Raw genomic sequence first — 23,313 nt, forward strand, 5'->3', positions numbered from 1 at the left:
GTCCGAGGCCCGCGCGAGAGCTCCGCCAGTCGATGGCCGCTCTCATCCGTATCGGCTCCTTCGAGGGGTGAAGGGAAGACCGAGTTCTCCGTGAATGGTAAGTGGACAGCTTCAGCCGCGGTGAGCGTCGAAAGAGCCGAGAGGGCTTTTCTCGTGCCACTGCGCGAACCGCTCGAGGATGCCGTGGAGATCTCCGGCTCGGGACTGGACATCTGGGACGAGATCTGTGCCTCCTCTCAGGGGATCACATTAGCGGCGCTCATCGAGAAGATGGCGGCACTCTATTCGACAGACGTCTCCGAGATAGCCCTCCCGGTCGAGGAATTCGTTCTCTCCCTCCGCGATCGTGGTCTCGTCCTCGCCGCGGATCAGAGTGCAGGTGACCAAGAATGACCGGCGCTCGAAGTCTCGACCTGCCCAGCGCCGTCCTCCTGCTGCACGGCTGGCTCTCCTGGGTCGCGGAGGAGCACTCGCAGCGCGCCCTCTTCATCAAGGGGCCGGGGCTGCAGTTCCTCGGGCTGCGGGATGGGCACGTCTCCTCCGACGTCGACGTCATGGTCGACCCGGCGGCCTTCGAGTCGTTCTGCGCACTCCTCGAAGCGAACGGCTGGAGTCAACGCCGCAGCACCTTCGCCGGTGCGCGCTACACCGAGCACTCGCGCACCCTCATCCATCCCCGCTGGCCCTGCGACATCGACGTCCACCGCTTCTTCCCCGGCTTCATCGCGCCGGGCGACGTCGTCTTCGACGAGCTGTGGCGCCGACGGGTGACGATGCCCGCCGCTGGGCGCGACTGCAGCATCCCCGACCGGGCCGGTAGCCTGCTCGTCCTGGGCCTGCACGCGCTCAGGAGCCGCTCGGACAACGCCCGGCACGCACGCGAGCTGGCGTACCTCCTCGAGCACGCCGCACTCGACGCTGAGCAGCGCGCCGATCTGGCAGCGCTCGCCCGCCGTACGGGGGCCGAGCACACGCTAGCCGAGGTGCTCCGCGCGCTCGACGCGATCTCGGCGACACCGGCGCCTCCCGTCGCGGACCCGGCGGAGGCCGCCGCGCTGATGGAGTGGACCCGGCGCGTGGCGGCAGGAGCGAGCACCGGCTACATGTGGACCAGCATCATCCGGCGGCAGCGAGGCTGGCGCCGGATCGTCACGATCCGCCACGCGGTCTGGCCGCAGCGCGCAGATCTGCTGCGCATGCGCCCCTCGACGACGGACACAGCGGCAGGGCGCACGCGGGTACGGCTCCAGCGCCTCCTCCGCGGGGCGCCGGCCGCGTCACGGGCGGTCGCGCAGCTGATCACCGAGGTCCGCCGCTCCCGCCGCTGACGGAAAGGATCACGCGGTGTGACGGCCTCACAACGCCCACGAACCGAAAGGTACGGGGCCCCTTCTGCCTCAGCGCACCGCCACCGTCGACCGATCGCGCCCGGTCAGATCCCGCTGCGTCGTCGCCCCGCGCCAGCCGTCGGCCGTCAGCAGCGCGCGGATCTCCGCCCCCTGCAGCTCGCCGTGCTCGATCACGAGCACTCCCCCGGCCCGCAGCAGCCGCAGCGCGGTGCGCGACAGCGCGCGCACGACGTCGAGCCCGTCCTCGCCGCCGTAGAGCGCGGCCGGCGGGTCGTAGCGCTGCACCTCGATGTCGCGCGGGATCGCCGCCGACGGGATGTACGGCGGGTTGGAGACGACGACGGACACCGTGCCGTCGAGCTCGGGCAGCGCATCCGCGAGGTCGACGAAGACGATCCGGGCGTTCTCGAGGCCCAGGCGGTCGCGGTTGCCGCGCGCCCAGAGGAAGGCGTCGACGGAGTTCTCGACGCCGACGACCCGCGCGTGCGGGACCTCGTGCGCGAGCGCGAGCGCCAGCGCCCCGCTGCCGGTGCCGAGGTCGACGGCGATCGGCGACTCGTCGGCCACGGCGCGGAGGGCGTCGATGGCGAGCTGCGCGACTCCCTCCGTCTCGGGTCGCGGCACGAAGACGCCGGGGCCGACCGCGAGCTCGAGCGAGCGGAACGGCGCGACGCCGGTGATGTGCTGAAGCGGCTCGCGCGAGGCCCGGCGCTCGACGGCGTGGTCGAAGGCGTCCCGGGTCGCCTCGTCGAGCGCGAGACCGGTGATCAGCCGTGCCTGCAGCGACCCGCGGCCGAGGCCGAGCAGGTGGCCGAGCAGCAGCTCGGCGTCGACGTCCGGGGTGGGGACGCGCGCCGCGGTCAGCCGGGCGACGGCGTCCGCGAGGAGAGCGCGCGCGTCGAGGTCGATCGTCACCGTGCTCACGACTCGTCGGAGCCGATGTCGGCCAGGCGGGCCTCCTCGTCGAACTGGATCGCGCTCTCGACGACGGGGTCGAGCGCTCCGTTCATCACGCCGTCGAGGTTGTAGGCCTTGTAGCCGGTGCGGTGGTCGGCGATGCGGTTCTCGGGGAAGTTGTAGGTGCGGATGCGCTCGGAGCGGTCCATCGTGCGGATCTGCGTCTTGCGCGCGTCGGAGGCGGCGGCGGCGATCTCCTCCTGCTGGCGGGCGAGGATGCGGGCGCGCAGGACGCGCATGCCGGCCTCGCGGTTCTGCAGCTGGCTCTTCTCGTTCTGCATCGAGACGACGATGCCGGTCGGGAGGTGGGTGATCCGGACCGCGGAGTCGGTGGTGTTGACCGACTGGCCGCCGGGGCCCGAGGAGCGGTAGACGTCGATCTTGAGATCGTTCTGGCTGATCGCGACCTCCTCGGGGGCGTCGACCTCGGGGAAGACGAGCACGCCGGTGGTCGAGGTGTGGATGCGGCCCTGCGACTCCGTCACGGGGACGCGCTGCACGCGGTGCACGCCGCCCTCGTACTTCAGGTGCGCCCAGACGCCCTGCGACGGGTCGGTCGCGTTGCTCTTGATGGCGACCTGGACGTTCTTGTAGCCGCCGAGGTCGGACTCGTCGCGATCGAGGATCTCGGTCTTCCAGCCCTTCGCCTCCGCGTAGTGCAGGTACATCCGGAGCAGGTCCGCCGCGAACAGCGCGCTCTCGGCGCCGCCCTCGCCGCCCTTGATCTCCATGATCACGTCGCGTCCGTCGTCGGGGTCGCGCGGGATGAGCAGGCGGCGCAGCTTCTCCTGCGCGACGCGGAGGGACTCCTCGAGCTCCGGGACCTCCTCGGCGAAGGCGTCGTCCTCGCGGGCGAGCTCGCGGGCGGCCTCGAGGTCCTCGCCCGCCTGGATCCAGGCGGCGTGGGCCGCCTTGATCTGGCTCAGCTCGGCGTAGCGGCGGTTGACCTTCTTCGCGCGCGCGGCGTCCGCGTGCAGGGCGGGGTCGGACAGCTGCGTCTGGAGGTCCTCGTGCTCGGCGAAGAGGACGCTGACGGATTCGAACATGGGGTTCCTGGTTTCCGGGGATCGTCTGGGGTGGTGGGCAGTACTCGCCGGTCGAGTAGGTGCGGCAGGCGCCGTATCGAGACCGACGTGCGCGGCGGGGCGGGTCTCGATACGCCCGCTGCGCGGGCTGCTCGACCAGCATGAGCGGCCCGCTTCGCGGGCTGTATGAAGAACAGGGCGGCCCGCTGCACGGGCTTCTCGACTGCGGAGCCGCACCGCAGGTGCCTTGGGACGCGAAAACGTCCGCGGCCGCCCCGGTGAGGGGCGACCGCGGACGTCGGGGCAGCTAGTGGTGGCCGTTGCCGTGGTTCGCGATGGTCGGGCCGACGGCGGACTTCGAGACCTGCATCAGGAACTCGACGTTCGACGACGTCTCCTTGAGGCGGGACAGGATGATCTCGAGCGCCTGCTGCTGGTCGAGACCGGCGAGGGCGCGGCGCAGCTTCCAGGTGATCTTGACCTCGTCCGAGCTGAGGAGCATCTCCTCGCGGCGGGTGCCCGACGCGTTCACGTCGACGGCGGGGAAGATCCGCTTGTCGGCGAGGTGACGCGAGAGGCGGAGCTCCATGTTGCCGGTGCCCTTGAACTCCTCGAAGATCACCTCGTCCATCTTCGAGCCGGTCTCGATGAGCGCCGTCGCGAGGATGGTGAGCGAGCCGCCGTTCTCGATGTTGCGCGCCGCGCCGAAGAACTTCTTCGGCGGGTACAGCGCCGACGCGTCGACGCCACCCGAGAGCACGCGGCCCGAGGGAGCGGCGGTCACGTTGTAGGCGCGGCCGAGGCGGGTGATCGAGTCGAGCAGCACGACGACGTCGTGGCCCAACTCGACGAGGCGCTTGGCGCGCTCGATGGCCAGCTCGGCGACCGTGGTGTGGTCCTCCGCGGGGCGGTCGAACGTGGAGGCGACGACCTCGCCGCGCACGGTGCGCTGCATGTCGGTGACCTCCTCGGGGCGCTCGTCGACGAGCACGACCATGAGGTGGACCTCGGGGTTGTTCTGCACGATCGCGTTCGCGATCTGCTGCAGGACGATCGTCTTGCCGGCCTTGGGCGGCGCGACGATCAGGCCGCGCTGGCCCTTGCCGATCGGGGCGACGAGGTCGATGATCCGCTGGGTCAGCTTGCCCGGCTCCGTCTCGAGGCGCAGGCGCTCGGTCGGGTACAGCGGCGTGAGGTCGTGGAACTCGACGCGCGCGGCGGCCTCCTCGACGGTCTGGCCGTTGATCGAGTCGACGCGGACGATCGCGTTGTACTTCTGGCGTCCGCCGCCCTCGCCCTCGCGGGGCTGGCGGATGGCGCCGACGACCGCGTCGCCCTTGCGCAGGTTGTACTTCTTGACCTGGCCGAGCGAGACGTAGACGTCGCTGACACCGGGCAGGTAGCCCGTGGTGCGCACGAAGGCGTAGTTGTCGAGGACGTCGAGGATGCCGGCGACCGGGATGAGGACGTCGTCCTCGCTGATCTCGGGCTCGAAGTCGTCGCCGGCCGCTCCCCCGCGGCGCTTGCGGTCGCGGTAGCGGCTGCGGCGGCCGTCCTCGCCGTCGGCCTGCTGGCCGTTCTGCGAGGGGCCCTGCGCGTTCTGGCCGTTGCCGCCCTGGTTCTGGCCGCCCTGGTTCGACGGCGCCTGGCCGTTGCCGTTCTGCGCGGCGGTGTTCTGGCCGCCGCCGTTCTGGCCGTTGCCGTTCTGCGCGCCGCCGTTCTGGCCGTTGCCGCCCTGAGCGCTGCCGCCCTGGCCGTTCTGCTGGCCGTCGTTCGACTGGCGGTCCTCGCCGCGGCGGTTGCGGTTGCGGCGGTTGCGGCCGCGGCCGGTGCCCTGCTGGTCGCCGCCGTTCTGCTGCTCGCCGGAGCCATGCTGGTCGTCATGGCGGTCGCCGGAGTCCGCATCGTCGCCGGCGTCCTCGGTGGAGGACTCGACGGCCTCGGTCGTCTCGGGCTGCTCGCTCTGCTCGGCGCTGCCGCCGCGGCTGCGACGGCGTCCGCGACGCTCGCGCTGGCCGCCCTCGCGGGAGGAGTCGTCCGACTCCGGGCCGTTGGGCAGCTCGATCTCGATGACCGGTCGCGGCGCCTGCTCGGCGTCGGGGGCCTGCTCGAGGACGGGCGGGAGCTCGGGGATGAGCGACTCGACACCGCTGCCGGCCGGGATGTTGACGTGCTCGCCGGCGGCGACCGTGCCGCTGGAGGCGCGACGCGAGCCGCGGCGACGCGGCGTGCGCTCGGCGGGCTCGGCGACCGGCTCGGCGGCGACGGGGAGCTCGAGCTCGACCGGAGCCGCCTCGGCGGCGACGGGCGCGGGCTCCTCGACCGTGGCGGCGGCCTGCTCGAGGACGTCGGCGGTGTCCGCCTCCGTGCTCTCGGCGGGCGCGGGCACCTCGGCGGGGGCTTCGAGCACCGGGGCGCTCTGCTCGGCCACATCGGCGGGCTCGGCCTCGACGCTGGTGCCGTCGACGACGGGCTCGGCCTCGGCCGGCTCGGCGAAGGCCTGCTCGGCGATCGAGGGCTCGGCGGGAGCCTGCTCCTCGGCGGGAGCAGCGGGCTCGGCGGCGACCTCGGAGTCCGCGCCGGCGCGGAGGTCCGAGATGGCCGAGACGAGCTCGCCCTTGCGGAGCTTGGAGGCTCCGCCGATGCCGAGGCTCGTCGCGAGAGCCTGCAGCTCGGCGACGCGGAGGCCGGCGAGATCGGCGTTGTCCGCGGCGGTGCCGCGGGTGTTGACATCTGTCACTGGAGAGGGGTTCCTTCCCCCCGGGAGCGATCGCTCACCGGGAGAGCACATCAGCCGTGCGGGTCCATCGCGAGTTCTGATCCACGCGATGCTCTCGGTCGCCGGCTCGACCTGCCTGGGAAGCGCAGAGAGGGCACGAGCGACCAGGCGCTGGTCTGCACGAGAAGCAGGGGCGCCCTTCACACGATGTGATGGCCGTGATTATCGGGACGATCCGTCGGACAGATTCCGCTCGTTACGCGGCTCCTCTGGATGCGATCCCCACTGTAGCACCCTTGAAGTCGACGGCCAGCATGTGGGCGCGCCAGGGAGTTTGCGCCTCCTTCGCGACCAGATCCGCGGCGGCGAGGCGCTGCGCGGGGTCGCTGCACAGCACCAGGACGCTCGGTCCGGCGCCGGAGACGACGGCCGCGTAGCCGTGCGATCGCAGCAGCGCGATCAGCTCGGAGGTCTGCGGCATCGCGGCCGCGCGGTAGTTCTGGTGCAGCTTGTCCTCGGTCGCCGCGAACAGCAGCTCGGGGCTCTGGATGAGGGCCGCGATCAGCAGCGACGAGCGCGAGACGTTGAAGACGGCGTCCTCGTGCGGCACGCTGATCGGCTGCAGCGAGCGCGCCAGTCGGGTCGACATGGTGTGCTCGGGCACGAAGACGACCGGCGAGACGCCGCGGTGCACCATCAGCTTCTTGGAGCGCGGCCGCAGCGGCGCCTCGGGTCCGCCCTCGGCGCCGGGCTCGACCCAGGCGATGGTGAGACCGCCGAAGAGCGCCGGCGCGACGTTGTCGGGGTGCCCCTCCATCTCGGTCGCGATGCGGAGCAGATCGTCGGAGTCGAGCTCGACGATGCCGTCGAGCAGCCCCTTGGCCGCCATGATCCCGGAGACGATCGCGGCTCCCGAGGAGCCCATTCCGCGGCCGTGCGGGATGATGTTGCGCGCGGTCACGTCGATGCCCGGCATCTCCTGCCGCTGGTCGGCGAAGGTGTAGGCGATGGCCTGCACGACGAGGTTCGTCTCGTCGGTCGGCACCTCGCCCTCGCCCACGCCGTGCACCGCGACCCGGGCGCCCGTCGCCGCGACGGCGACGACGTCGAGCTCGTCGTAGGACGAGAGCGCGAGGCCGAGCGTGTCGAACCCGGGGCCGAGGTTCGCCGAGGTCGCCGGGACCTTGACGTGCACGGTGCGGCCGACGGGAACCGCCGAGGTCATGCGCCGGCCAGCCCCAGCACGTCAGCGATCGCGGCGGTGTCCACGGGCACGACGGTCGGAGTGATGTCCTCGCCGTCCGCGGTGCGCAGGGCCCACTGCGGGTCCTTCAGGCCGTGGCCGGTGACGGTCAGCACGACGGTCGCGTCCTTGGGGATCGCCCCCGCCTCGGCGCGCTCGAGCAGGCCGGCGACGCTGATCGCGGAGGCGGGCTCGACGAAGACGCCGACCTCGCCCGCGAGGATGCGGTACGCCTCGAGGATCTTCGCGTCGCTGATGGCGCCGAAGTAGCCGTCGCTCACGCTGCGCGCGTTGAGCGCGAGCTCCCACGAGGCGGGGTTGCCGATCCGGATCGCACTGGCGATGGTCTCGGGGTGGCGGACCGGAGCGCCGTGGACGATCGGCGCGGAGCCCTCGGCCTGGAAGCCGAACATGCGCGGCAGCTTCGTCGACTCGCCGCGCTCGAGCTCCTCGGAGTAGCCGCGGAAGTAGGCGGTGTAGTTGCCGGCGTTGCCGACCGGGACGATGTGGAAGTCCGGCGCGTCGCCGAGGACCTCGACGACCTCGAAGGCGGCGGTCTTCTGACCGGCGATGCGGTCGGGGTTCACCGAGTTGACCAGGTGCACCGGGTAGTTCTTCGCGAGGTCGCGAGCGATGTCGAGGCAGTCGTCGAAGTTGCCCTGCACCTGCAAGAGCTGCGCGTTGTGCGCGATCGCCTGGCTGAGCTTGCCGAGCGCGATCTTGCCCTCGGGGACGAGCACCGCGGCGGTGATGCCGGCGTGCGTCGCGTAGGCCGCGGCCGAGGCGGAGGTGTTGCCGGTCGAGGCGCAGATGACGGCCTTCGCGCCGTGCTCGACGGCCTTCGAGATCGCCATGGTCATGCCGCGGTCCTTGAAGGAGCCGGTCGGGTTCATGCCCTCGTACTTGACCCAGACCTTCGCGCCCGTGCGGGCCGAGAGAGCCGCCGCCGGGATGAGCGGGGTGCCGCCCTCGCCGAGCGTGATGACGGGGGTCGCCTCGGTGACATCCAGGCGGTCCGCGTACTCGTGCAGGACTCCGCGCCACTGCTTGGCCATCTCAGGCTCCTTCAACTCGTAGAACGGACGTCACGGCGCCGACGAACCCGTGGGATTGGAGAGCGGTGACGGTGGCCGCCAGATCGGACTCTGCCGCGGCGTGCGTGCCGATGACCAGGGTAGCGGTCGGCTCGCGCCGCTCCGCACCGGCCTCGGCCAGCGGGTCGAGCACGGGCGGCGTCTGCACGAGCGTCTCGACGGAGACGCCGTGCTCGGCGAAGACGCCGGCGATCTGGGCGAGCACGCCGGGCCGGTCGAGCACCTCGAGCGTCACCTGGTAGCGGGTGGTCACGTGACCGATCGGCAGCACCGGGAGTCCGGAGCTCGCGCTGGTGACGAGACCGGGCCCGCCGACGACGTGGCGGCGGGCGGCCGAGACGACGTCGCCCAGCACGGCCGAGGCGGTCTCGACGCCGCCGGCGCCCGCGCCGTAGAACATCAGGCTGCCGGCGGCCTCCGCCTCGACGAAGACGGCGTTGTTGGCGCCGTGCACGGCGGCGAGGGGGTGCGAGCGGTGCACGAGTGCGGGGTAGACGCGTGCCGAGACGCCCTCCTCCCCCGTCTTCGCGTCGACGAGGCGCTCGCAGATGGCGAGCAGCTTGATCACGTAGCCGGAGGCGCGGGCCTGCTCGACCTGCTCCGGCGTGACGCCGGTGATGCCCTCGCGGTGCACCAGCGAGACCGGGACGTCGGTGTGGAAGGCGAGCCGGGCGAGGATCGCCGCCTTCTGCGCGGCGTCGTAGCCCTCGATGTCGGCGGTCGGGTCGGCCTCGGCGTAGCCCAGCTCGGTGGCGAGGGCGAGCGCCTCCTCGAGGGTGGAGTGCTCGGTGTCCATCCGGTCGAGGATGAAGTTCGTGGTGCCGTTGACGATGCCGAGGATCCGGTGCACGCGGTCTCCGGCGAGGCTGTCGCGCAGCGGGCGGATGATCGGGATCGCCCCGGCCACCGCGGCCTCGTAGTTGAGCTGGGCGCCCACCTGGTCGGCCGCTTCGAACAGCTCGTTGCCGTGCGCGGCGAGCAGCGCCTTGTTGGCGGTGATCACGTCGGCGCCCGAGGAGATCGCCTTGAGGATGTAGCTGCGCGCCGGCTCCAGCCCGCCGATCAGCTCGACGACGATGTCGGCGCCGAGGATGAGCGCCTCGGCGTCGGTCGTGAAGTACTCCTTCGGGATGTCCGCGGTGCGCGGCGCGTCGAGGTCCCGGACGGCCACGCCGGCGAGCTCCAGCGGCGCCCCCACGCGCTGGGCGAGCTCGTCGCCGTGGTCGAGCAGGAGGCGCGCGACCTGGGCACCGACGGACCCGGCGCCCAGCAGGGCGACGCGGAGGCTGCGGTACTCGATCATCGGAGGATGGCCTTTCGTTCGATGCCGGCATCGCGGCGGAGGAGGTCGTCCTCGGTCTCGCCGTGCACGATCACGCGCGCGACTCCGTCCCGCACAGCGACGACAGGGGGGCGACCCAGGTAGTTGTAGTTGCTCGACAGCGACCAGCAGTAGGCGCCGGTCGCGGCGACGGCCAGCAGGTCGCCCGGTTGGACGTCGGCGGGGAGGAAGTCGTCGTGGACGACGATGTCGCCAGACTCGCAGTGCTTGCCGGCCACGCGCACGAGGGCGGGCTCGGCGTCGGAGACGCGGTTCGCGATCCGCGCCGTGTAGTCGGCGCCGTAGAGGGCGGGGCGGGCGTTGTCGCTCATCCCGCCGTCGACGCTGACGTAGCGGCGCACCCCGTCCGCACCGACGGCGACGTCCTTGATGGTGCCGACCTCGTAGAGGGTCAGGCCGGCGGGGCCGATCAGCGAGCGGCCGGGCTCGATGGCGATGTGCGGGACCGGGATGCCGCGCGTCGCGCACTGCTCGCCGACGGCGTCCGCGATCGCCGCGGCGATCTCGTCGATCGGGGTCGGGTCGTCGGCGCTCGTGTAGGCGATGCCGAAGCCGCCGCCGAGATTGAGCTGCGGGACGGGGCCGTCGGCGAGGAGCGCCGCGTGCACGGCGAGCAGGCGCGACGCCGACTCGGCGAAGCCGGCCGAGCCGAAGATCTGCGAGCCGATGTGGCAGTGCAGGCCGAGGAAGCGCAGGCTCGCGTGCGAGCGGATGCGCGCGACGGCGGCCGGGCAGTCCTCCAGCGTGATGCCGAACTTCTGGTCCTCGTGCGCGGTCGCGAGGAAGCTGTGGGTGTGCGCGTGCACGCCGCTGTTCACCCGGAGCCGGACCGGCTGGACTCGCCCGTGGCGCTCGGCCGCGGCGGCGACGCGGTCGATCTCGAGCACGCTGTCCATGACGATCGCCCCGATGCCGACCTCGACCGCCCGGTCGATCTCGGCGAGCGACTTGTTGTTGCCGTGCAGGCCCATGCGCTCGGGCTCGACGCCGGCCGCGAGCGCGACCGCGAGCTCTCCCCCGCTGCAGGTGTCGATGTTCAGGCCCTCGGCGCGCATCCAGCGCGCGACCTCGGAGGAGAGGAACGCCTTGCCCGCGTAGTAGACGGTGACGCCGGTGCCGATCCGGCCGAGCTCGCGCTCGAATGCCTCCCGGGTCGCGACCGCGCGGCGGCGGGCGTCGTCCTCGTCGACCACGTAGAGCGGCGTGCCGAAGCGCGCGGCGAGCTCCGCCGCCGCGACACCGGCGACCTCGAGGCCGCCGTCCGCGGCGCGGACGGTGCCGCCGGACCAGACGCCGTCGGCGAGCCCGTTTGCGTCGTCGGGCCGGTGGAGCCACTCCGGGGCGAGCGGATGACGGGGGGCGCGGACGGGTGCGTCGGCGTGTGCCACGGGTGAGACCTCACAGGAGAGAGTGGGAGCGTCACTGCGTGGCGAGCGAGTCCGGATTGACCCCTGAAGCCAGCAAGATCCTTGGAAGTGCTGTCGATGACAGTGCTGTCGGTGCGCGCACTGCCGGCGTTCGGCCCGCGGGACACGCGGGCACAGGGCTCCGATCCTACCGGTCGGTCGCGCCTCAGCCGTCTCGGGTCAGGAGCAGACGCCGGTCTCCTGCTGCGCCGGGTCGCTGAGGAGCGTCGGAGAGAAGTCGAAGGAGGCGTTCAGCGAGTCGGCCGTCACGTCGACGTCGGTGAGCGCGAGCCCTCGCGGCACCGCGTCGGCGATGCAGACGGAGCGCGCGGCGAGCAGCCCCTCGGCGACGGCGCCGAAGCGGTCCTCGACATCGGCGGCGCTGATCGTCGTGCCGCCCGCCGTCACCTCGGACGGAGTCAGCTCGATCGCGCCGTCGGCCGCGCCCAGCTCGATGCCGACCCCCGCGGCGAGCGTGAGCCCGAGCACGTCCACCGAGGTGTTCACGCGCACCAGCGGCGGGTCGAGCGTCACACCGTCGATCGGCACCTCGCTCCGGGCGGCCACGAGAGTGCTCACCGAATCCGGGTCGAGCGCCACCGTCGCCTGTCCGGCGTCGATCGGTCCGCTGCCGCTCGCCGGGACGCCCTCGAGCGTCGCGTCGAGGTCGCCGTTCAGGTCGCCGAACGCGACGTCCTCGCTGCGGATGTCGAGCCGGTCGAGCGACCCGCCGATCAGCTGCGGCAGGACCGCCCAGCCGGCGACCTCGACGTCGACGGGGTGGTCCGCGGGGAGCGAGAGCGCCTCCCGGATGCTCGACGCCGCGGTGTCGGCGACGGCGCGCCGGGCGAGCACGTCGCCGACGACGGCGGCCACGGCCAGCAGCACGATCAGGATCACCGCGACGAGCGCGATCCGGCGGCCGCGGTGCGGCGCACCGGCATCGGCGGCGGTCACATCCGGTCCGGAGCGGTCACGCCGAGCATCGTGAGCCCGTTGCGCAGGACCTGCGCGGTCGCGTCGTTGAGGCGCAGGCGGGTCGAGTGCACGGCCTCGATCGGGTCCTCGCCCTGCGGGACCACGCGGCAGTTGTCGTACCAGCGGTGGTAGAGGCCGGCGATCTCCTCGAGGTAGCGGGCCACGCGGTGCGGCTCGCGCAGCTCCGCGGCCAGGGCGACGATCCGAGGGAACTCCTGCAGCCCGCCCAGCAGCGCCGACTCGCTCGGGTGCACGAGCGTCTCGGGCGCGAACGGCTCGCGCGGCACGCCCGACGCCTCCGCCTTGGCCGCGACCTGGCGGGTGCGGGCGTGCGCGTACTGCACGTAGTAGACGGGGTTGTCGTTGCTGCGCTTGGTGAGCAGGTCGAGGTCGATGTCGAGCGAGGAGTCGGCGGAGGAGCGCACGAGCGAGTAGCGCGCGGCGTCGACGCCGACGGCCTCGACCAGGTCCTCCATCGTCACGACGGTGCCGGCGCGCTTGGACATCCGGACCGCCTGGCCGTCGCGGAGCAGATTGACGAGCTGGCCGATCAGGATCTCGAGGTTGACGCCCGGGGTGTCGCCGAAGGCCGCGCACATCGCCATCATCCGGCCGATGTAGCCGTGGTGGTCCGCGCCGAGCATGATGATCGCCCGGTCGAAGCCGCGCTCGCGCTTGTCGAGGTAGTAGGCGAGATCACCCGCGATGTAGGCGGCCTCGCCGTCGCTCTTGATGATGACGCGGTCGCGGTCGTCGCCGAAGTCCGTGGTGCGCAGCCAGGTGGCTCCGTCGGCCTCGAAGATGTGGCCGAGCTCGCGGAGGCGCTCGATCGCGCGCTCGACGGCGCGCGACTCGTGCAGCGAGTTCTCGTGGAAGTAGACGTCGAAGTCGACGCCGAACTCGTGCAGGCTCTGCTTGATCTCGCCGAACATCAGGTCGACGCCGATGGAGCGGAAGGTCTCGTTCAGCTCGGCCTCGGGGAGGACCGACAGGTCGCCCGGGTAGGCGGCCACGACGCGGTCGGCGATGTCGGCGATGTAGGCGCCGCCGTAGCCGTCCTCGGGCGTCGGCTCACCGCGGTAGGCGGCGAGGACGCTCCGGGTGAAGCGGTCGATCTGCGCCCCGTGGTCGTTGAAGTAGTACTCGCGGGTCACCTCGGCGCCCTGCGCGATCAGCACGCGGGCGAGGCTGTCGCCGACGGCCGCCCAGCGGGTGCCGCCGATGTGGATGGGGCCGGTGGGGTTGGCCGAGACGAACTCGAGGTTCATCTTCAGACCGGAGTAGACGGAGCCGGTGCCGTAGGCCTCGCCCGCGTCGACGATCGCGCCGGCGAGCGCACCCGCCGCCGCCGCGTCGAGCCGCACGTTGAGGAACCCGGGGCCGGCGACCTCCACCGAGGCGACGCCGTCGACGGCGCCCAGGCCCTCGGCGAGCTCGGTCGCGAGCTCGCGCGGGTTCGCGCCGACCTTCTTGGCGATCTTCATCGCGATGTTCGAGGCCCAGTCGCCGTGGTCACGGTTCTTGGGCCGCTCGAGCACGACGTCGCCCAGCGCGACCTCGGCGTCGCTCCCTCGTCGCTGCACGGCGTCGAGGACGAGGGCGTGCAGGGAGGCGGCGAGCTGTTCGGGAGTCACGGGGCACGATTCTACCGGCCGCCCCGCCACCCCCTCCTTCCTGCCGATCGCCCCGCCTCCCCTGCTGATCGAGCAGCCGCCCCACCCGCGGCGATTGCTAGGGTGCAGCGCATGCGCCGACCCGCCGCCCTCGCCCTGCTCGTCGCCGTCGGCGCCCTCACCGGCTGCGCACCGGCCGCGGAGCCGGCGCCGAGCGCGAGCGAGGCCGTCACCGGCACCCCCGTCGAGGTCGCCTGCGACGACCTGGTCCCCGCCTCCGCGCTCACCGGACTCTGGTCCGGCTTCACCCCGAGCGACGCCGTCGAGCCGACCGCGGTCTCCACCGAGATCGCCGGCTACCAGGGACAGGTGTGTGGCTGGTCCGGCCCGGACGGCGCCGACTTCCAGATCGCCGTCGCGCAGCTCGACCCGGCGATCATCGAGGCCCTCAAGAACGAGTACTTCACCACCAGTGCCGCGGTCCCCACCTACGGCAGACCGCCGGAGATCGAGGGCTACTACGAGATCGCGAACGGCCGCGGCGTGGCCGACGCCTTCATCGGCGACTACTGGATCGAGGCGTCGAGCGCGTCCTTCGTCGAGCCCGGCGATCCCGAGCCGCTCGTGCGCGCGGCGCTCGACGCCCTGGCGGGCTGACCGGCGCCGACCGGGCGGGCCCGCTCAGCCCAGGCGCACCGGCGAGACGTGATCGTCCTCGACGACCTCGTCGCCGGTCGCCTCGACGCTCATCGTCTCCAGCCGCAGGTCGGTGAGGTAGCTGCTGAGGAACGCCGTGTCGGCGGTGTCGCGGCCGGAGGAGATCCGGAGCATCGACGGCCGCGGAGCCAGCCGGGTCGCGTCGACCACGTGCCACGCTCCGTCGACCCACGCCTCCGACACCGCGTGGAAGTCGCGCGGCTCGAGCCCCGGAGCGTAGACGGCGGTCACCCGCGCCGGCACGTCGAGCGCGCGCAGCAGCCCGACGACCGTGTGCGCGAAGTCGCGGCAGACGCCCTGACCGCTCTCGATCACCTGCGCCGCTCCCCCGGTCGCGACCGTGGAGCCGTAGACATAGGAGAGGTGGCTGTGCACCCACTCCTCGACGGCGACGAGCGCCTCGAAGCCCCTGGCCCGGCCGAACTCGCGTCGCGCGATCCCGCCGAGCGCGTCGGTCTCCGCGTAGCGGCTCGGCCGCAGGTATTCGACCAGCTCCAGCTCGCTCGGCTCGTCCGGTGCACCGCGTCCCGAGACGCGGGCGCGGTACTCCACCTGCATCGCGCCGGCGTTCGCCGCCACCCGGTGCACGCGAGCACCGTGCCGCGCCGGGAACTCGCGGACCGGGACGGGCTCGCCGTCGAGAGTGACGGTGAAGGAGTCCTCGAACGCATCCCCCGTCGGCGTCGCCGCCACGAGGAAGATCAGGTCGGTCGGCCCGTTCAGTCGCAGGCCCAGCGAGGCGGAGACGGTGCGCAGCATGCCCCCATCGTGGCACGGCCGAGTGACCCGTCAGGGCGTCCGGCGACGCTCACCCCGGGTGCTAATGTTGACAGGCACTCCTGGCCCCCATAGCTCAGGGGATAGAGCACTGCCCTCCGGAGGCAGGGGCGAAGGTTCGAATCCTTCTGGGGGCACTCTTCACGGCGATCCGGCTGCCTCAATCACGCCGATCCGGCTGCATCGAGCAGACCGACGCGTGGCGCGAGCTCCGGCACGGCGCTATCGACTCCGGCACCAACGCTCGAGCAGAGCTCCTGCGCTCGGCGACGGCCTCGAGCGCCGCACCGGAGCTGCACGCACGCCGACCGACGCCCTCGGAGCGGTACCGCGGTCCGGTACCGCGGGATCCGAGGGCGTCGCCCGCGCGCGAGAGCGGTGGGTCAGTCGTCGTCGTTCGCGCAGTCCCGCGAGCAGTACGGATCGGCGACGCGCGACGGGCGACGGCGGCAGGCGTCGCAGCGGCGGGCGCGCAGGAAGGAGCGGATCAGGGTCGTCATGGTGAGCCTTCGGGTACGACACCGCGACCGCCGTGAGGCTGCGGGATTCGGGTTCCACAGGTCGCTCGGGAGGTGTCTCGACGGATCCTATGGTCCGTCCCCGCCTCGATCAAGAGACCCGCCAAGGCTCCCGGCCGCTCCGCACCTCCGCGCTACCGGCGCTCCGAGCCGACTCACCGGGCGACGACGATCTCCCCCAGATCGGCAGCCAGCTCCTGTGCCATGTGGTCGTAGCCCGCCGTGTTCGGGTGGCCGACCTCGATGTTGACCCACTCGGCCTGCGACGTCGTGGGGAACCAGCGCTCGTAGAGCGGGCTGATGAATGCGATGCGGTGGTCGCGCGCGTACTCCTGGAGCACGGCGTTGACGTAGCGCTTGTTGGCGTTCGAGTTCGTCGAGACCGACACGGGGCCGAGCATGACGAGCTGCGCCGACGGGAACCGGTCCCGCAGCGCCGTCACGGTGGCGTCGACCGCATCGGGCAGCCCGGCGTTCTCGACGTTCTGGTCGTTCGACCCGCCCTGGAGGATCACCAGCTGGAACTCGTCCCCGTAGCTCAGCCTCTCGATGCGCTGCAGGAAGGTGCCCTGGCCGTCGTTGCCCGCCTTGAGGTAGCCCGTCGACCCGACTCCCTCGACCGCGATGTCCCAGCCGGGGAGGTAGCGGGGCAGGACGCGCGCGAAGCCGTCCGTCTCCGGTTTGGTTGCACCGAAGCCCGCGGTGTAGGAGTCGCCGAAGACGAGCACGCGGGGCTGCGCCGGCAGCGCGATCGGATCCGGCGTGGGCACCGGTGTCGCCGTGGTCGGCGAGAACGTCGCACTCGCCGGGATCTCGACGGCCGCCCGGTCGTCCGGCAGGAGGAACACGAGCAGCGTCCCGGTGACGGCGAGCGCGGCGACGACGGTCACGACCCGCACCGTCGTGCTCCGCCAGGCCGATGACAGCACTTCGAGACGCCTCACGTTGATCCCCCCGGTCGACTGAGCGAGAGGCTAACCGAGGAGCGCGCCCGGAGCAGAGCCGCCGAAGGTGTGGCGAGTCCTCACGGACGTCTCGGGACCCGCCGACCCGGGCTACCGGGTCGTCGGGCACCGCCTCGCGTGTCGGGAATCGTCGTTCCGCGGGCGGGGATCGCCCGTCGTGCTCGGCTGCATCCGCGGTCCAGAACACGACCGGAGGACGAGCAGCCGAGCGACTCAGTCGTCGTCCTGAGCGCAGCGCTCGGAGCAGTAGGGGTCGAGTGCGCGCCGGGGGACGAGTCCGCATGCTGCGCAGAGGGGTCGACGACGTCGGGGCACGAACGATCGAAGACGTTCAGCCAAGCGTTTCGGGGTCACGAGAACCGCCTTTTCGTTGACGTCGCGAGCAACCGGGCAGGAATCCAGACCGCGCTTCGGGTGCGCGGACGCTCGCCGGGAGACGTCGTGTCCTATTCGTACCCCCGTGCAGCTCGGATTGGTACCGGATGGGCCGTGAAACAGGCACTATCACCCAATTCCGTTCCGGTTCGGAGTCTCTGGGGACACGCTGTCCCGTTCCAGGGGCGCCACGTCCGCAGAGGCGGACTCCGATCGACAGGGGTTCCCGAGCCGAAACGCGCTCGGCGCACACGGCGTTCCTGAGAGCGGCGTCGTAGGGTGAGCGCGTGAAGATCCTTGTCGTCGAAGACGATCCAGCCATGGGCGAAGCGCTCGTGGGCGGCCTAGAAGACGCCGGCTACGAAGCCGAGCTGACGACGAACGGCATCGACGCACTCGTCGCGTTCAGCAACGCCGAGTTCTCGGCCGCCATCGTCGATGTGATGCTCCCCGCGATGTCGGGCTTCGAGATCTGCCGGCGCATCCGCGAGCTCGGCCGCTCCACGCCGATCCTGCTGCTGACCGCGCGCGACTCCGTCGAGGACCGGGTGTTCGGCCTGGACGCCGGCGCCGACGACTACCTGACGAAGCCGTTCGCGTTCACCGAGCTCAACGCGCGGCTGCGGGCGCTGCTGCGGCGCAGCCCCTCGCTGATGTCGACGTCGATCGAGGTCGGGCGCATCACCGTGGACGGGTCGAGCATCCGCCGCACCGCCGACAACACGCGCATCCACGTGAGCCCGAAGGAGCTCGAGCTCCTCAAGCTGCTGATCTCCCCGGTCGGCTCGGTGGTCACCCGCCAGCGCATCCTCTCCGAGATCTGGGGCGGCGGCGAGATCGTCGACAACAACATCGTCGACCAGTACGTGAGCTACCTCCGCAAGAAGCTGCCCGCCGAGGACACCGGCGTCAGCATCGTGACGGTGCGCGGCAAGGGCTACTTCCTCCGCCCGGTCGAGTAGCCGCGTGGCCGCCTCGAGCCCGCTCGCCGCGGCGCGCGCCGCGAGGCGGCGCTCGGGTGCTCTGTCGATCCGCGCCAGAATCACGATCGGCTCGGTCGCTGTGGCGACCGTGCTCTTCGCCCTCGCCGCGATGCTCTTCTACCAGGTCGTCACCGGCATCGTCGAGCGCAGCGAGCGGACGATCCTGGTCTCGATCGAGGACGAGATCCGCCGCGACATCGCGGCCGGCGACGTCCCGCGCGTCCGTGACTCGTCCACCGGGCAGCTCTACCTCGCGATCACCCCGGACGGCGCGGTCGACGCGACGACCATGCCGACGGAGGTGCGCCGCTCCGTGCAGGCGGAGCTGCGCGATCGCGCGGCCGACGCGGTTCCCCGCTACACCGAGGTCGCCACCGCGACCACGCGCTACCTGGTTCGCATCGCCGCCGTGGACGGCGAGGACGGCACCTGGAGCGTCGCCACCGCACGCGATCAGGCGGCCTCGCAGCTCGTGCTCGACGACTTCGCGCACGTGCTCGTCTACGCCGCGATCTTCCTCGTCGTCACCTTCGGACTCGCCTCCTGGATCCTCACCGGAGCGGCCCTCGCTCCCGTCCGGCGGATGCGCGCGCGCGCCGACCAGATCGCCGCCGACCCCACTCCCGGCGATCAGCTGCCGGTCGTCGGCACCCGCGACGAGATCGACGAGCTCGCCGAGACGCTCAACGCGTTCCTCGCCAAGCAGACGGCCTCCCTGGCGCGGGAGAAGCAGATGGTCTCGGACGCCAGCCACGAGCTGCGGACGCCGCTCGCGGCGCTCTCGGCCCAGCTCGAGATCGCGCACCACCGCGTGGAGGACCCGGTCGCCGTCGACCGCGTGATCCTCGACGCGCAGAAGAGCGTCGACCGCCTGGTCCGCCTCGCCTCCGCACTGCTGGACATCTCCCGGATCGAGAGCCGGTCGGCCCGTCCCGCGTCGCCCTTCGCCGAGCTGGTCGACGAGCTGGTCGGCGCGGTCGACCGCACCCGGCTGCTCGCGGCCGAGTCGGACGTCGAGATCGACTACGAGATCGACGAGCGCGAGCCCGCTCGGCTCTACGCGGTCGCCACCCAGGACTTCGGCCGGGTGATCGACAACCTCGTCCGCAACGCGATCCAGGCGATCGGCCGCGGCGGGACGATCGTCGCGGCGCTCGCGCAGAAGGACGGCCGGCTGCTGCTGACCGTGTCCGACGACGGCCCCGGCATGCCGGCGGAGTTCATCCCCGTCGCCTTCGACCGGTTCTCCCGCCCGGACGACTCGCGCACCATCGCCTCGGGCGGCAGCGGACTCGGCCTCGCCCTGGTGCACACGACGGTGCTCTCCGGCGGCGGCACCGTCGCGCTGTCCAATCGGGAGCCGCACGGGCTCGCCGTCGACATCGTCCTGCCGCCGGTCGGCTCCGCGGCCCGCTGACACCGCGTCGCACTCCCCCCGGCGCGACGAAGGCCCCCGGACTGCTCCGGGGGCCTTCGAGGAGATCAGCGCCGCTCGTCCTCGGGACGGATCGGCACGGGCTCGGCGTTCGCGGGCGGCGGCGACCAGACCGGCGCCTCGGACTCCGCGGGGGTGCCGTCGAGGAGGTTGCGCGCGCGGTTGACCACCTCCGGATCGACGAGGACCGAGTAGCTCGTCGCGATGACCTGCATCGTCGAGGTGAAGTCGCGTCGGCGGCGGTTGACCGCGTAGGAGGCCAGACCGAAGAGCATGCCGAAGCCGGCGCCGAGCAGGACGGCTGCGATCAGGAAGGAGAACTCGGTCGTCGGCGAGAAGATGATGAGCAGCAGACCGAGGAAGACACCGAGCCAGGCGCCGGACGCGGCGCCGGCCAGGGCGACCCGGCCCCAGGTGAGCTTGCCGGTGACGCGCTCGACGCTCTTCAGATCGTTGCCGAGGATGGCCAGCTGCTTGACCGGGAAGTCGGCCCGCGCGAGGACGTCGACGGCCTTCTGCGCTTTCTCGTAGGTGTCGAAGGTGGCGAGGATCTCGCCGCGCGGGATCGTCGGGGAGGCGGCGCCCCGGCGGTTGTTCATGGGCATCTGCTGAGTCACCCGTTCAGGCTGTCACAGCCGACTTGGAGCCTTCTGGGTGCGGATCGAGAGCTTCCCGTGCGCGGGCCGAGAGCACGGAGGCTCCGCGCTCGGCTTCCGCGAGGGCGGCCGGGTCTAGGTTGGTAGCCGTGAGTTCCGCCAGAGTCTTCGTAGCGCGCTTGGCCGGTTGCAGCGTCTTCGACCCGGCGGGCGATCGCGTCGGCAAGGTCCGCGACGTCCTCCTCGTCCCCCGTCAGAACGACGCTCCGCGCGTCGTCGGCCTGGTGGTCGAGATCCCCGGCCGGCGCCGGGTGTTCGTGTCGATCGGGCGGGTCACCAGCATCGGCAGCGGGCAGATCATCACGACCGGTCTGATCAACGTGCGCCGCTTCGAGCAGCGCGGCGGCGAGGTCCGCGTGATCGCCGAGCTGCTCGGCCGGAGGATGACCTTCGTCGACTGCTCCGGCGACGCGATCGTCGAGGACGTCGCGATCGAGGAGGTCGGCCCGGGCGAGTGGGAGCTCGCGCAGCTCTTCGTCCGGCGCCCGAAGACCAGCCCCTCCCCCTTCGCCAAGGGCGCGACGACGTTCGCCGGCTGGCGCGAGGTGCGCGAGAGCGTGTCCACCGAGGCGCAGTCCGCCGAGCAGTACGTGGCGAGCCTCGCCGAGCTCAAGCCCGCCGACCTCGCCAGCACCCTCCTCGACCTGCCGCAGCAGCGGATGCTCGAGGTCGCGGGCGAGCTCTCCGACGACCGGCTCGCCGACGTCCTCGAGGAGATGCCCGAGAGCGAGCAGGTCGAGATCCTCGGCCGCCTCGACGACGACCGTGCCGCCGACGTCCTCGACCAGATGCAGCCCGACGACGCGGCCGACCTGATCGCGCAGCTCTCCGACGAGCGCGGCGAGGCGCTGCTCGGTCTGATGGAGCCGGAGGAGGCGGACGACGTCCGCATGCTCCTCTCCTACGCGCCCGAGTCGGCCGGTGGACTGATGACCACCGAGCCGATCATCGTCTCGTCCGAGGCGACCGTGGCCGAGGGCCTCGCGATGATCCGCCGGCACGAGCTGGCCCCCGCACTCGGCGCCGCGGTCTGCGTGACCCTGCCGCCGTACGAGCCGCCGACCGGCCGCTTCCTCGGCATGGTGCACTTCCAGCGGATGCTCCGCTACCCGCCGCACGAGCGCCTCGGCACCCTGCTCGATCAGAGCCTCGACCCGATCACGCCCGACACCTCAGCGGCCGAGGTCGCCCGCATCCTCGCGAGCTACAACCTCGTCTCGGTGCCGGTCGTCGACGAGTCGCACCGCCTGGTCGGCGTCGTGACGATCGACGACGTGCTCGACTACCTCCTCCCCGACGACTGGCGCAGCCACGACGGCGACGACGAACCGCGCGTGCCGCTGAGCACGACGACCCAGGGCATACCGATCGCCGCGCCGGTGGCGGCGGCGGGCAGGTTCAAGGCAGGACGACGAGGACGGAGGGGTGCGCGTGGCTAGGGACACCAAGCAGGATCGACGGCTCGACGCCCCCAAGGGCCTGCGCACGCGGGTGCTCCCCCGGCGCAACCGGCAGAGCAGCGACCGCTTCGGCCGCCTGACCGAGTCGTTCGCCCGCGGCATGGGCACGCCGTGGTTCCTCGTCGGCATGACGATCTTCTGCGTCTTCTGGCTGCTGTTCAACACCTACGGCCCGGAGGAGTCGCGCTTCGACTCCCAGGCCCTCGGCTTCACCGTGCTCACGCTGATCCTCTCGCTGCAGGCCTCCTACGCGGCACCGCTCCTGCTGCTCGCGCAGAACCGCCAGGACGACCGCGACCGCGTGCAGATAGAGCAGGACCGTCAGCGCGCCGAGCGCAACCTCGCGGACACCGAGTACCTGGCCCGTGAGGTCGTCGCGCTCCGCCTGGCGATCCGGGACATGGCGAGCAAGGACTTCATCCGCTCCGAGCTGCGCAGCCTCGTCGAGGAGCTCGAGAAGGACCGGGCGGAGTCGATCGCGAGCGAGCGGCGCGATGCCTGACGCCGGGACGACCGGCCCGGTCGATCCCGCCGCCCTCGAGAGCGCCGTGCTCGCGGCGCTCGCTCGCGTCATCGACCCCGAGATCCGGAAGCCCATCACCGAGCTCGACATGGTCGACTCGGTGACCGTCGGCGAGAACGGCGCGGTGACCGTGGCCATCCGCCTGACGATCGTCGGCTGCCCTGCGGCGTCCGCGATCGAGCGCGATGTGCGCGCGGCCGCGGAGTCGGCGGCGGGTGTCGGCTCCGTGCAGGTCGACGTCGGCGTGATGACGCCGGCTCAGCGCACGGCGCTGACGGAGCGGCTGAGGGGCGGGCGGCGCGAGATGCCGTTCGGTCCGGACTCGCTGACCCAGGTCTATGCAGTGACCAGCGGCAAGGGCGGCGTCGGCAAGTCGACCGTGACCGCGAACCTGGCGGTGGCCCTCGCTCGGCGCGGGCTCGCGGTCGGGCTGGTCGACGCGGACGTGCACGGCTTCTCGATCCCGGGACTGCTCGGCCTGATGCACGACGGCCGGGTCGCGGGGCCCACTCGGGTCGGCGAGCTCATGCTGCCGCCGGTGGCGCACGGCGTGAAGGTGATCTCGATCGGGATGTTCCTCGAGGGCGACACCCGGGGCGCAGCCGTCTCCTGGCGCGGTCCGATGCTGCACCGCACGATCTCGCAGTTCCTCACCGACGTGTACTTCGGCGACCTGGACGTGCTGCTGCTCGACCTGCCGCCGGGCACGGGCGACGTCGCGATCTCGATCGGCCAGCTCCTGCCGCACGCGGAGGTGCTGATCGTGACGACGCCGCAGCCGGCCGCCGCCGATGTGGCGGAGCGCAGCGGTGCGCTCGCCCGTCAGTCCGGCCAGCGCATCATCGGCGTCGTCGAGAACATGTCCGGGCTGCCGCAGTCCGACGGGTCCGTGCTCGAGCTCTTCGGCAGCGGTGGCGGCGCCGAGGTGGCCCGCCGGCTCAGCGCGAGCGGCGACGACGTGCCACTGCTCGCCACGCTGCCGATCAGCGTGGCGCTGCGCTCGGGCGGCGACGACGGGCTGCCGGTCGTCATCGGCGACCCGGAGGATCCGGCCGCCGTCGCGATCACGGAGCTGGCACGGACGCTCGCGTCGCGCCCGCGCGGGCTGACGGGCCGCCGGCTGCCGATGTCGGTCGGCTGAGCCTTCCGCCGCATGCTCGGGCGGTGGTGGGTCTCGA

At 72.0% G+C, this 23,313-nt stretch carries 20 protein-coding genes and 1 tRNA gene; 9 read left to right on the forward strand and 12 right to left on the reverse strand.

Annotation, left to right across the window (positions count from 1 at the left end; all coding sequences use genetic code 11):
* The first annotated feature begins 90 nt into the window (after positions 1 to 90).
* Both HRK28_RS19910 and HRK28_RS02675 read left to right on the forward strand, forming a co-directional pair.
* On the forward strand, positions 91 to 393 hold the full coding sequence (locus HRK28_RS19910) for a PqqD family protein (protein WP_173250343.1): 303 nt from the start codon (positions 91 to 93) through the stop codon (positions 391 to 393).
* Complete coding sequence (locus HRK28_RS02675) at positions 390 to 1,328, forward strand: nucleotidyltransferase family protein (protein ID WP_173250344.1); 939 nt, start codon at positions 390 to 392, stop codon at positions 1,326 to 1,328. The genes HRK28_RS19910 and HRK28_RS02675 overlap by 4 nt, the downstream gene beginning before the upstream one ends.
* Before the next feature lie 69 nt (positions 1,329 to 1,397).
* On the opposite strand, the gene prmC is transcribed toward HRK28_RS02675, so the two are convergent.
* From prmC to argS, 9 genes are all read right to left on the reverse strand, one after another.
* On the reverse strand, positions 1,398 to 2,264 hold the full coding sequence (gene prmC / locus HRK28_RS19915; RefSeq protein WP_367948362.1) for a peptide chain release factor N(5)-glutamine methyltransferase: 867 nt from the start codon (positions 2,262 to 2,264) through the stop codon (positions 1,398 to 1,400).
* A gap of 5 nt (positions 2,265 to 2,269) precedes the next feature.
* The gene (prfA, locus tag HRK28_RS19920) at positions 2,270 to 3,352 is read right to left on the reverse strand and encodes a peptide chain release factor 1 (RefSeq protein WP_160088357.1); all 1,083 of its coding nucleotides are present in this window, start codon (positions 3,350 to 3,352) and stop codon (positions 2,270 to 2,272) included.
* A 286-nt stretch (positions 3,353 to 3,638) separates the two neighbouring features.
* On the reverse strand, positions 3,639 to 6,071 hold the full coding sequence (gene rho / locus HRK28_RS02685) for a transcription termination factor Rho (protein WP_367948326.1): 2,433 nt from the start codon (positions 6,069 to 6,071) through the stop codon (positions 3,639 to 3,641).
* Between the two features lie 235 nt (positions 6,072 to 6,306).
* On the reverse strand, positions 6,307 to 7,275 hold the full coding sequence (gene thrB, locus HRK28_RS02690) for a homoserine kinase (RefSeq protein ID WP_173250346.1): 969 nt from the start codon (positions 7,273 to 7,275) through the stop codon (positions 6,307 to 6,309).
* A complete protein-coding gene (gene thrC / locus HRK28_RS02695) occupies positions 7,272 to 8,348 on the reverse strand; it encodes a threonine synthase (RefSeq protein WP_160088351.1) in 1,077 nt (358 codons plus the stop codon). Before thrC ends, thrB begins: the two co-directional genes overlap by 4 nt.
* A gap of 1 nt (position 8,349) precedes the next feature.
* Positions 8,350 to 9,690, reverse strand: coding sequence for a homoserine dehydrogenase (locus HRK28_RS02700; RefSeq protein WP_160088349.1), 1,341 nt, complete (start codon positions 9,688 to 9,690; stop codon positions 8,350 to 8,352).
* Positions 9,687 to 11,117 (reverse strand): diaminopimelate decarboxylase, encoded by a 1,431-nt coding sequence (lysA, locus tag HRK28_RS02705; protein WP_173250347.1) that lies wholly within the window; start codon positions 11,115 to 11,117, stop codon positions 9,687 to 9,689. The genes HRK28_RS02700 and lysA overlap by 4 nt, the downstream gene beginning before the upstream one ends.
* A gap of 198 nt (positions 11,118 to 11,315) precedes the next feature.
* Positions 11,316 to 12,092: a DUF2993 domain-containing protein gene (locus tag HRK28_RS02710; protein ID WP_173250348.1), complete on the reverse strand. Its 777-nt coding sequence runs from the start codon at positions 12,090 to 12,092 to the stop codon at positions 11,316 to 11,318.
* Entirely contained in the window at positions 12,089 to 13,747 is a 1,659-nt protein-coding gene (gene argS / locus HRK28_RS02715; RefSeq protein ID WP_173250349.1) for an arginine--tRNA ligase, read from the reverse strand. Before argS ends, HRK28_RS02710 begins: the two co-directional genes overlap by 4 nt.
* A gap of 111 nt (positions 13,748 to 13,858) precedes the next feature.
* On the opposite strand from argS, the gene HRK28_RS02720 reads away from it, so the two are divergent.
* Positions 13,859 to 14,383 carry a hypothetical protein gene (locus tag HRK28_RS02720; RefSeq protein ID WP_173250350.1) on the forward strand — a complete coding sequence of 175 codons (525 nt, stop codon included), beginning with the start codon at positions 13,859 to 13,861 and terminating at the stop codon, positions 14,381 to 14,383.
* A 24-nt stretch (positions 14,384 to 14,407) separates the two neighbouring features.
* Here the strand turns inward: HRK28_RS02720 and HRK28_RS02725 are convergent, their stop codons facing one another.
* Entirely contained in the window at positions 14,408 to 15,202 is a 795-nt protein-coding gene (locus HRK28_RS02725; protein WP_173250351.1) for a transglutaminase family protein, read from the reverse strand.
* A gap of 83 nt (positions 15,203 to 15,285) precedes the next feature.
* Between HRK28_RS02725 and HRK28_RS02730 the strand changes: the two genes are divergently transcribed.
* Positions 15,286 to 15,357: transfer RNA gene (locus HRK28_RS02730), tRNA-Arg, on the forward strand.
* A 536-nt stretch (positions 15,358 to 15,893) separates the two neighbouring features.
* On the opposite strand, the gene HRK28_RS02735 is transcribed toward HRK28_RS02730, so the two are convergent.
* On the reverse strand, positions 15,894 to 16,628 hold the full coding sequence (locus HRK28_RS02735; protein WP_173250352.1) for an SGNH/GDSL hydrolase family protein: 735 nt from the start codon (positions 16,626 to 16,628) through the stop codon (positions 15,894 to 15,896).
* A gap of 737 nt (positions 16,629 to 17,365) precedes the next feature.
* Here HRK28_RS02735 and HRK28_RS20705 point away from each other — a divergent pair.
* Positions 17,366 to 18,040: a response regulator transcription factor gene (locus tag HRK28_RS20705; protein WP_260300519.1), complete on the forward strand. Its 675-nt coding sequence runs from the start codon at positions 17,366 to 17,368 to the stop codon at positions 18,038 to 18,040.
* 4 nt (positions 18,041 to 18,044) lie between these two features.
* Positions 18,045 to 19,478 (forward strand): cell wall metabolism sensor histidine kinase WalK, encoded by a 1,434-nt coding sequence (locus tag HRK28_RS19925; protein ID WP_160088332.1) that lies wholly within the window; start codon positions 18,045 to 18,047, stop codon positions 19,476 to 19,478.
* Positions 19,479 to 19,543: 65 nt separating this feature from the next.
* Here the strand turns inward: HRK28_RS19925 and HRK28_RS02750 are convergent, their stop codons facing one another.
* Entirely contained in the window at positions 19,544 to 20,113 is a 570-nt protein-coding gene (locus HRK28_RS02750) for a general stress protein (protein WP_244231811.1), read from the reverse strand.
* 128 nt (positions 20,114 to 20,241) lie between these two features.
* On the opposite strand from HRK28_RS02750, the gene HRK28_RS02755 reads away from it, so the two are divergent.
* From HRK28_RS02755 to HRK28_RS02765, 3 genes are read left to right on the forward strand one after another with little or no spacing between them, the layout of a single operon-like run.
* Positions 20,242 to 21,591: a CBS domain-containing protein gene (locus HRK28_RS02755; RefSeq protein ID WP_173250353.1), complete on the forward strand. Its 1,350-nt coding sequence runs from the start codon at positions 20,242 to 20,244 to the stop codon at positions 21,589 to 21,591.
* Positions 21,584 to 22,114 carry a DUF1003 domain-containing protein gene (locus tag HRK28_RS02760; protein ID WP_123445981.1) on the forward strand — a complete coding sequence of 177 codons (531 nt, stop codon included), beginning with the start codon at positions 21,584 to 21,586 and terminating at the stop codon, positions 22,112 to 22,114. Before HRK28_RS02755 ends, HRK28_RS02760 begins: the two co-directional genes overlap by 8 nt.
* Positions 22,107 to 23,276 (forward strand): Mrp/NBP35 family ATP-binding protein, encoded by a 1,170-nt coding sequence (locus HRK28_RS02765; protein WP_173250354.1) that lies wholly within the window; start codon positions 22,107 to 22,109, stop codon positions 23,274 to 23,276. The genes HRK28_RS02760 and HRK28_RS02765 overlap by 8 nt, the downstream gene beginning before the upstream one ends.
* The last annotated feature ends 37 nt before the right edge of the window (positions 23,277 to 23,313 follow it).

Origin of the sequence: Rathayibacter sp. VKM Ac-2835 (assembly GCF_013266705.1) — a bacterium.
In the GTDB taxonomy this organism is placed as follows: Bacteria; Actinomycetota; Actinomycetes; order Actinomycetales; family Microbacteriaceae; genus Rathayibacter.